The 8,418-nt window shown below is 55.9% G+C and carries 9 protein-coding genes; 8 read left to right on the plus strand and 1 reads right to left on the minus strand.

Features of this window, described 5'->3' with window-relative positions; genetic code table 11:
• The 5 genes from ACWVCN_RS06845 to ACWVCN_RS06865 all read left to right on the plus strand — a co-directional run.
• The coding region (locus ACWVCN_RS06845; RefSeq protein WP_455244813.1) for an NHL domain-containing protein at positions 1-1,314 on the plus strand (1,314 nt) is incomplete at its 5' end.
• 93 nt (positions 1,315-1,407) lie between these two features.
• Positions 1,408-2,235: an ethylbenzene dehydrogenase-related protein gene (locus ACWVCN_RS06850; protein ID WP_455244814.1), complete on the plus strand. Its 828-nt coding sequence runs from the start codon at positions 1,408-1,410 to the stop codon at positions 2,233-2,235.
• 101 nt (positions 2,236-2,336) lie between these two features.
• Positions 2,337-2,798, plus strand: a complete 462-nt coding sequence (locus ACWVCN_RS06855) for a hypothetical protein (RefSeq protein WP_455244815.1) — start codon at positions 2,337-2,339, stop codon at positions 2,796-2,798.
• A complete protein-coding gene (locus ACWVCN_RS06860; RefSeq protein ID WP_455244816.1) occupies positions 2,799-4,100 on the plus strand; it encodes a multiheme c-type cytochrome in 1,302 nt (433 codons plus the stop codon).
• A gap of 15 nt (positions 4,101-4,115) precedes the next feature.
• On the plus strand, positions 4,116-5,369 hold the full coding sequence (locus ACWVCN_RS06865; RefSeq protein ID WP_455244817.1) for a multiheme c-type cytochrome: 1,254 nt from the start codon (positions 4,116-4,118) through the stop codon (positions 5,367-5,369).
• A 54-nt stretch (positions 5,370-5,423) separates the two neighbouring features.
• On the opposite strand, the gene ACWVCN_RS06870 is transcribed toward ACWVCN_RS06865, so the two are convergent.
• Positions 5,424-5,678, minus strand: coding sequence for a hypothetical protein (locus tag ACWVCN_RS06870; protein ID WP_455244818.1), 255 nt, complete (start codon positions 5,676-5,678; stop codon positions 5,424-5,426).
• Positions 5,679-5,801: 123 nt separating this feature from the next.
• Here ACWVCN_RS06870 and ACWVCN_RS06875 point away from each other — a divergent pair, with 123 nt between their 5' ends.
• From ACWVCN_RS06875 to ACWVCN_RS06885, 3 genes are all read left to right on the plus strand, one after another.
• Complete coding sequence (locus ACWVCN_RS06875; RefSeq protein WP_455244819.1) at positions 5,802-6,215, plus strand: hypothetical protein; 414 nt, start codon at positions 5,802-5,804, stop codon at positions 6,213-6,215.
• 110 nt (positions 6,216-6,325) lie between these two features.
• Positions 6,326-7,249 carry a hypothetical protein gene (locus tag ACWVCN_RS06880; RefSeq protein WP_455244820.1) on the plus strand — a complete coding sequence of 308 codons (924 nt, stop codon included), beginning with the start codon at positions 6,326-6,328 and terminating at the stop codon, positions 7,247-7,249.
• A gap of 350 nt (positions 7,250-7,599) precedes the next feature.
• A partial coding sequence (locus ACWVCN_RS06885) for a sodium/proton-translocating pyrophosphatase (RefSeq protein WP_455244821.1) occupies positions 7,600-8,418 on the plus strand: 819 nt, incomplete at its 3' end.

Here is an 8,418-nt window from a genome sequence, read left to right on the forward strand (position 1 = left end):
GGCGCCCAGTGTGGAGCAACCGGCAGCACAACCGGCGACTCACGCCTAGGCTTCACGGATATGGAAACGGAACTCCAGCTAGCTCTCGGGTACATCGAAACCTTTGCGGGAAATGGCAAAGCGCGGAGCACCGGTGACGGGAAACGCGCTATCAAGGCCGGTATTCCATTGCCGCATCATGTCGCGCTCGACAGGGAAGAGCACTGGCTCTACTTTGCAGAATCGGGTTCCGATCGCATCCGTCGAGTCAATCTCCATGAAGGGACCCTGCATAACTTCGCCGGTATCGGGGAAACCTGTTACAGCGGAGATGAAGGGCCATGCGGAGAAGCGGGGCTTTACTTGCCGCTGGACGTCGCATTTGATTCACACAACCATCTTTATATTTGCGATTCCGGCAGCAACCGGATCCGAAAGGTTGATCGTGAGAGCGGCGTCATCACGACAGTCGTCGGGACTGGTCAGCATGGATTCAACGGGGATGGGCCTGCACTGGAAGTCAATCTGACGTGGCCTGCAGCGATCGCTTTCGACAAGAACGATGTCATGTACATCGCCGACACTCAGGCTCACAAGATCCGACGTTATGATCCGGCCACCGGGCTCGTGACAACTATCGCCGGCACCTGGACTGCCGAAGACGATGCGAGGGATCAACCGCTGGTTGCGCGCAATCTCGTCGTCCTGTCGGGCGACGCGATCGGCATTGATTTCAGCGACGATCACGGCTGGCTCATGCCGGTCTGCTCAGACGGGCTGGATATGTCGATGTACTTGGACGATGGCAAGCCGGCCTCGGAAGCCCGCCTGTATGACGTTGTTGGGATTGCCGTGGACAGCAATGGTAACGTCGTGATCGTTGATAAGGGCAGCAATCGTGTCCGCAAGATCGACCGGCAGACCGGAATTATATCGACCGTGGCGGGTGTTTGTCGCTACGGATACGACGGTGATGACAAGCCGGCCATCCGTGCAATGCTCCATGCGCCTGAAGCCGTCGTTTTCGATGCCCAGGACAATATGTATATCTCCGATACGATGAACCACCGAGTGCGGAAGGTTGATGCCGTCACCGGCATCATTACAACCGTGGCGGGAAACGGCGACAGCGGTTACGAAGATAAGAATATGGGGGGCTGCGGCGCAGCGCGCTTCGTTGCCAAAGAGTCGGCTGGGGCGCTGAAGCACGGCGATGGTCTGATGGGCGTGGAAGCGGTCGTGAATTCTCCCGTCGGCTTGGCGTTGGATTCTCATGGCCATCTGTTCATCTGCGAGCGAGGCGAGAACAAGATTCGCCGTGTGCGGCTTTGGTAGAAACACGGGGCCGTTCCAATTGGTCATCTGATCGTTGCGTGTTATTTTTTGATCTCGTCGCACCCAGCCGTCGCAGCCGTTAAAGGACGTTGGATGGTACGAACGAAGAAGCCCGCTTCCCGCCCACTCCTCCTCCTGTTCCTCTGCATCCTCGTCGTAGCCGGTGTGCTCGGCGGTTTGGGAATCCCCCTTGTCAGCTCCGAAGGCATGGTCATACGCGCCCACTTTGTCGAGGGAGATCTGCCTGCTGCTCCTGAAGATGCCGCCTGGGCAAAGATCGCCCCGACGATGCTGCCCTTGAGCGGACAGGTGATTACGAGGCCTGTCTGGCCGGAACCGACGGCAAGGGTTTTGACAGTCCGGTCGCTTCATAACGGAACAGAAATCGCGTTTCTGCTCGAATGGCAGGACAACACAAAAAACGACCGGCTGACACCGGGTACTTTTCGAGACGGAGTTGCAATCGGACTTCCGCTTGGAGATGCTCCCGCATTCTTCTGCATGGGGCAACTTGACCACTACATCAATATTTGGCATTGGAAAGCCGATTGGCAAAGCGACATTGACCGCCGCGCTGCCAGGAGCGCGGATCGGAAGAGGCAGGGTGTGAGAACGTTCGAAGTTATCCCGCGCCGGATCTCCTCTGTCGAGGACCTCATTGGCGGAGGGTTCAGCACGCTTACCACGAAGGAAAAGCAGGGAAGGGTTCAGGGCAAAGCGATGTGGAAGGATGGTGTCTGGCATGTCGTCATGCGACGCCCACTATCCAAGGAAGAGCAGGAAAATGAAGCCAAACTTATCCCTGGCCGTGTGCAAACGGTGTCCTTTGCCGTTTGGAATGGAGAGAACAAGGAGCGGAACGGTCAGAAGGCGGTAGCGCCGTGGTTTCAACTGGTCATCGATCCTTCGGCAAAAATCTGATCGTACTGGTATGATGAGTAGCAGGTAAATTTCTCGAATGACAGCATAAAGAGTAGAGAGTCCTACGAGGCAGAAAATTGGGGGAAGAATCTAAGAGGGTCGTGGATTCCATAACAAAGGCCCTTCGTCACGGAAGGGCCTTTGTGTTATGGGGAGCTGTCGGCGTGGGGTTGACGGTAGGATTCCATCCGGTCGAGGCGATCGGGCTGGATGATTCGCCCATGACGGAGGAGGAAGCCTTTACCTTGGGCGAGGAGTTCGGAGTGGTCGTCGGAGAAGTCGACGAAGAGATCCAGAAGGTACTCAAGCTGCAGCGTCCGCAGGGCGTCGCAGTCTTCGAAGTCATCGGAAATTCCCGCGCTGACTATGCGGGAATCAAGGTGCGCTCGGTCATCAAAGAGATCGACAAGCACGAGATCCGAACCATGTTGGATTTCGGGCGGGCTATCAAGAAGGCGATGAAAGAATGCAATTTTACCGTGGGAACCTACGAACCGGCGGACCCAAGCGATCCCGTTGGATGGGGCGTCAATTTTCATTTCGTGGGCTGTAAGAGAGATTAGATGCTGAAACGTCTGACCGGTCGGCTTTGGGGCGTCTTGTTCGTGCTGTTAGTGATGGCCGTGAACGCGGCGTTTCACGAGCGGGCGATTGCACAGAGAGGCGACACACAGGCACCAGCCGAATGGGTCGCAGAAATTGAGAAGGTTTTCATCCGCTCAGAAGAGTGCAAACAGTGCCACGACCGCCACTACGAAGAATGGAAGGGGGTCCGGGAGCAGACGCCCGACCTGAAAACTTTCGGTCGCGTGGATGCGGCCCTCCTGCACGGTACATCATTGGAATCGCCGGTGTTCAAGACCGTTCTTGGTCTGTGGATGCAGACGAACCCGACGCTTCAAGAGCGGCAGCGCTGCCTGTCCTGCCACGTGCCGTCGACGACGGTGTTTCCCCAGCACGCGGAAAAAATCGCCGCGCAAGTGTTGGCAGGGACGCCGAAGGTCGAAGGCATCAGCTGCTCCTCATGCCACTTGATCAAGTCCGTTGAATCGACGCCGTTGCCGCCACCTACGTTCAAGATCGAGCCAGGGAAAATCATGTACGGCCCCTATGCTGATCCAGAGGAGAATCTCGTGCATCCGGGAGCACAGGCCGAGCTCTATCGCGGCGCGAACTACTGTGCCTCCTGCCATTTTGACAAGGTCAAAGACGTGACCCAAAAGGATCTGCCGGGAGAAATTCTCCAAGGCACGATCTGCCAGGATTGCCACATGGAGCCCTCAACCGGAAGTTCGACATCGAAACGGGGTGCGATGACGCGCTCCATCGGCCGGCACTGGTTCCGTGGCGTTGTGATTCCTGGAACATTACTGAAGAATCGTAACTTGCAGGCCGAATGGATGCCGCGCGTGGATCTGGAAACCACCAAATCGGCGTCTGCGCTCGAAGGCACGGCATTGGTGAAGGTGGGGAGTCTTCCGCATAGTTTTCCGGACGGAGACCCCGTGCTGAAGCAGGTCTTTCTCGCGATCACCGTGAAGGATGCTCAGGGAAAGGTGTTGGGATCCGAGGTCAAACAGTTCGGCTTGCCCTTCGACAAGATTTTGCGCGGCGACATTCCTGATCCCTTTATTAAAGGGGGGAATACAAGGAAAGTACCGTTTTCCATTGCCCTCCCAGACGGTGCCACGGCAGCTTCGGTGGAGGCGGTATTGACCTATGCCTTGATTCCCACGCCGGAACCGGCGCTCAAGGACAAGTATTTGGCGACCTTGGGAAGTGATAAGGAGCGAGAAGTAGCCAAGGGGATCCTTGACGAGTATTCGAAGCCCCGCATGCTGACCTATCGTGCGAAAACTCTCTAGCTGCTAGGAAGAACAATGCTGTCGAGGATCCTCCAGATGAAAGGTATGAAGATTGGTCTGATTATGCTGGCGCTGCTGGCTGTAGGATTGGCGTTCTCAATTTCAAACGGCATCACATTCGCGCAAGATCAGAAATCGCAAGCTCTGATCGAGAAGGCGTTCCCCAATGCCAACAAATGCAAACGTTGTCATGAACGCGTTTTTGAGGAGTGGGAAACGTCGCCGTTGTCCAAGTCTCTCCATTCTCCGGCATTTCGAGCGACTCTCGATGCATTTTTGTCGTCTCCAGCAGGGAAAGATAAGGCTCTCTGTTTCCGGTGCCATGCGCCGCATGTGCGGGAGTTCCCGGAGGCGGCCCAACTGTTTGTTGATCAGGCCAAGTCCGGAGATCCGCAGATCGACGGGGTTGCCTGTTCCCAGTGCCACTTGATCAAGCAGGTTGATCGGAGCAAGCAGCCGCCAGAGCCGAAGTACGAATCGGCCGGCAGCAAGGTCATGTACGGTCCCTATGGGGACTTTGAGTCGAACCTGGCCCATCAGTCGAAAGAATTGGCGCTGTTCCGAAAATCCGATCTCTGTTTGAATTGTCATCAATCGGTGCCCTCTGCCGCGAACTTGGGCAAATCCAACGATCTGCTCGGCAACTGGGATCAGAGCAAGGCCATCAAATTGGGAAAGCAATGTCAGTCGTGTCACATGCCCGAACAAACTGGTGAGTCGGCCAACGGGGAAAAAAAACGGGCAGTCGCGAACCATACCTTCCCAGGCCGCATCGGAAAGCTCAGGCAGGAAGCCGCTAAACTCGACGTTGAAACCAAGATCAACGGGGACAAGACGATGGTGACGGTCAAAGTCAGGAGCCTCGTGCCGCACAATCTACCGACAACCCATCCGGCTTGGGCTAGTGTTGTGCTGAATCTCGATATTAAAGGAAAGAATCTGAAGACGGTGTTTTCGGAAAAGCGTGTCTACGGGCGCACCTATCAGGATGCGAAGGGGCATAAGACCCATCTGGATTTCGAAGCCGTCAAGGTTCTCGAAGATACTGTGCTGAAGCCAGACGAAGTCCGCGTTGAAACCTTCACATTCCCCACACCAAAAGACACGAGGACCTTCGATGTGGAAGCCACGCTCCAATACGCCCCGATCACAGGACCGGAATCCTTCCTGCAGCGGGTTGAAGCAGAGTCTTCCAAGGGTTCGCAGGATCCCGTTTTCCAGCCGATCGACATCGTGAAGTTCACGGAAAACATTCCCGTTACAAAATAGGATGTCGGGCAGGGCGTGTCCCTAACCTCTATCTTCGGACCGATGGCAGTCAGTTTATTCGGAGATGATGCGGGAGCTCGGCGATTTCATCTTGAAGATCTGAAGGGCGGCGTACATGCCCTTGGCTGGGTGGTTGAGGATGAGGCGTGAGTTGGTCACATGGGTATCGAGCAGTTCGTACTGTCCTCCACTATAGTAGAGGTCACAATCATCGATGTGGCAATTCTTGTAGACATGGTTGTCCAGAGCCAGCTTAGCCTTACTGAACCTCTGCCCGTCTACGACGATGTAGTTCGGTTCAAGTCCCATGACACTTGCCCTTGCGGGGGACTATAGCAAAGTCTTTGCCCTCACGTAAATGAGATCCCCAGTGACTTCACTTTCCTTTCCGTCTCCGCTCAGGTATTCTCCGCGCCGATTGTGAGGCTGGCTATGAAATCACCGTTGGTGGCGATCGGTTTGGGGCTCGGTCTTGTTGGTCTCGCAGCTTGCGCCGGATCGACCCATCAAGGGGAGTCGCCCTCTTCTTCCCAGGCGGCGCTGATCGGGAAGACGAAAGACGATTTATTCGCCTGTGCCGGCCATCCGGTCAGTGAAAAAGCCACGCCGAACCAAACGGTAGTGGTCTACTACCGGGAGGCATCGCAGTTAGAAGAGTCGTTCCCCGGTTCGAAAGGCAGCTTTGCAATGGTGCATCACGGGTGCCGTGCAACGATCATTTTTCGGGATGATCGCATTGACACGGTCCGATACGAAAGCGTGCCGAGATCTTACCGTGATGAAGATCACTGTGAAGACATCTTTGCCGGTTGTGTCGGGATTGGATCAGCGCAAGGGACGCCGTGACAGGCCGATGGTTGCCGATGCAGGATTGTGCGAGCACCACGTCACTGCGGTGTGCAAGGGCACGTATTTATTGATCCTTCGATAATTATTACAGAGGGGAAGGCCCGGCCATGCAGTTCTGTACCGTCCAGGAGAGGCGACGGGGCCGGGTGTGGGTAATCGGGGCCGGTCTCGGACTGGCGTGGTGCAGTATGGTGAACGAGCCCGATGCATTCGCTCTCGAAAAGTACGGGCGTCCGTTACCGGAATTTACGGTCGACAACGGTTCTCCGAACGGGTCTCATGTGGAGGGTGAGGCCGATGAATCCTTGATCGCTGGGTACCTGTTGACGGCAGCGTTCATATCCAATCCCTCCTTTGCAGCACGGCCTGACAACACGGGACGCGTGGGTCTTCGACACATGGTCCATCTCGAAACAGATCTCTATAAGAAATACCTCACATTTTATTCCGACCAGAACTTCTTTTCTGACCGTGACAACGGCTGGATCGAACTGAGCGAGTGGGATCAGACTTATGGCTTGACCGGAACCGTGGGACACTGGAGTTGGCGGGCCCAGTATGAACGGGATGCCCCATTGGATCGGGGTGGCCTCAGTCAGGCTTATGCCGACGCCTTGGCCAACTATCGCATTCGCACCGTTCAAGATTGGGGCTGGTGGCGGAACCTCTTTCCGAAGAACAACCTCACCTTCTACGGTGGTTTCGGCTGGCTGTTCCACAATCAAAGCTATTTTTCAAGGCCCGATAATACGGGGCGAGCGCTGTTCCGGTATGTCGGGCATTTTGATCTGAATGTGTATCGCGAAAAAGTCGTGCTCTTCGGAGACGTCAATATGTTCACGGATCGCACCGCGTCGAACGCTGCCAGGCCGTCCGAGTTGGACTGGATTATCGGAGTCGCCATGCGCTGGCGTGACTTCGAACTCAGCCTCTACCGCGAGCAAGACCGCCCGCTCGACCGCTCCGGCTTCATCCAGGAATACTGGGCGGCGCAACTTCGCTTTGCGTTCGATGTGCAGAAGCACAAGTAGCGGCGAAGCTCCAACTCGTTTCCCACAGCGTGCATCCAAGGAGCGTAGTCTTATAGTGGGCTTTCAGATCATGTGTCGGTCTGGTAATTTTCGATTTCACGGGTCGAACGAATGTTTGAACATACGCGCCTGTATGGGCAGGCGGACGACCATGCTACCGTTCTCGCTCTTTTCGGCTTGATCCTTCTCACGCATCCCTATAGAATGGCCTAACTTTTCAGGTAGTTAGCCTCAAGCTGAATCTGTGCCACCCTCGGTTTCCCCCTTCTGATTTCTGTACTTTTGATGGGTTGAAGCCAGCGGGAAGCGTGTGACATAAGGGTTCCGTTTATCCACCAGGAGGGTATCCCGTGAGCGACTCAGCGATTGTGACGTTTGCCTTGATTGCCGCGCTAGCCGGCATTGCCTATGGTCTCTATCTGGCGATGTGGGTGTTCAAACTCAACGCCGGCAACGCCAAGATGCAGGAAATTGCGAAAGCGATTCAAGAAGGCGCCGGCGCCTATATGAATCGCCAGTACAAGACCGTCGGCGTCGTGGCCGCGGTGTTGTTCGTCATCTTGGCCGGAGCTGGTGCGGTGTCTGATAAGTTCGGTGTTCTGACCGCCATCGGCTTCCTGGTCGGTGCAGGAGCCTCGGCGATCGCCGGTTATGTCGGAATGATCATCGCCGTTCGCGCCAACGTGCGTACGGCTCAGGCGGCGCATAACGGGATGAACTCGGCGTTGACCGTAGCCTTTCGTGGTGGAGCTGTGACGGGGCTTCTGCTCATCGGGTTGGGTCTTCTCGCAATTACCGCCTTCTACTCGATCGCGCAGGCGATGGCCAGTCAGGAGAAGGCAATTCATGCTTTGATCAGCCTTGGATTCGGGGGCAGCTTGATTTCCGTGTTCGCCCGCGTCGGCGGTGGGATTTATACAAAGGCGGCGGACGTGGGTGCTGACCTGGTTGGAAAAGTAGAGGCCGGCATTCCTGAAGACGATCCTCGGAATCCTGCGGTCATTGCCGATAACGTGGGCGATAACGTCGGTGATTGTGCCGGTATGGCAGCGGACTTGTTCGAGACCTACGCGGTGACAACCGTGGCGGCGATGGTCTTAGCGTTTACGATGTTCAATGGTGCGAGCGCTCCGATTCTCTATCCCTTGGCGCTCGGCGGTGTAACAATA

Source organism: Petrachloros mirabilis (assembly GCF_975968855.1).

Coding starts and splice junctions, on each gene's coding strand:
- ACWVCN_RS06870 (WP_455244818.1), bottom strand. CDS start 5,678: ATGGGACTTGAACCGAACTACATCGTCGTAGACGGGCAGAGGTTCAGT.
- ACWVCN_RS06865 (WP_455244817.1), top strand. CDS start 4,116: ATGCTGTCGAGGATCCTCCAGATGAAAGGTATGAAGATTGGTCTGATT.
- ACWVCN_RS06850 (WP_455244814.1), top strand. CDS start 1,408: ATGGTACGAACGAAGAAGCCCGCTTCCCGCCCACTCCTCCTCCTGTTC.
- ACWVCN_RS06880 (WP_455244820.1), top strand. CDS start 6,326: ATGCAGTTCTGTACCGTCCAGGAGAGGCGACGGGGCCGGGTGTGGGTA.
- ACWVCN_RS06860 (WP_455244816.1), top strand. CDS start 2,799: ATGCTGAAACGTCTGACCGGTCGGCTTTGGGGCGTCTTGTTCGTGCTG.
- ACWVCN_RS06875 (WP_455244819.1), top strand. CDS start 5,802: ATGAAATCACCGTTGGTGGCGATCGGTTTGGGGCTCGGTCTTGTTGGT.